Here is a 571-nt window from a genome sequence, read left to right as displayed (position 1 = left end):
CCCCCCCCCCGTTAAAAATTCACTCTTTAAAGATTTTAAAAATTCTTTTTCAAGTGTGAGGATATTTTTGCTTCTCTCCAAGATTCTTTTTGCAGGGTTGCCAAAGTAGATTCCAAAAGGTTTTGTAGGGCGAACAACAAGGCTTAAAGCCCCCACACTCACTCCCTCACTTAAGCCTTTGCTTGAGGGTAGAATCACGCTTCCAGCTCCCACGATACAATGCTTTTGTAGGACAATCTTAGAGGTGCTAACGCTTTTAAAATTTGAGGGTATCATAGGATTGGTTAGGCTTTTCCCACTATAATCATCACTTGAGCTAAAAAGGCTTACGCGTTGCGAAAGACCGCAAAAATCTTCCAGCACAATGCCAACTTCCCCACCAGAGAGGCTAGCCCACGCTCCTATGTGGATAAAGCTACCTATTTGTATATTTCCGCTTAAAATCGCAAAGTCATCAATGCGGACATAATTCCCCACACTTATGCGTTCTGCGTTATAGAGACTTGCTTTTTTTGAGATAAAAATATTTTTTGGATTTTTTGGAATCTTTATGCCTAAGTCTAGGAGTTCA

Annotated in this window: 1 protein-coding gene; it reads right to left on the bottom strand. The window is 40.8% G+C overall.

Translation table 11 applies throughout. The features are described 5' to 3' along the window. The coding region (locus HCCG_RS11465) for an acyltransferase (protein ID WP_002957721.1) at positions 1-571 on the bottom strand (571 nt) is incomplete at both ends.

This window comes from Helicobacter cinaedi CCUG 18818 = ATCC BAA-847, assembly GCF_000155475.1.
Taxonomy (GTDB): domain Bacteria; phylum Campylobacterota; class Campylobacteria; order Campylobacterales; family Helicobacteraceae; genus Helicobacter_C; species Helicobacter_C cinaedi.
The sequence above is the reverse complement of the archived record's forward strand: the minus strand, read 5'-3'. Positions and strand labels throughout refer to the sequence as shown.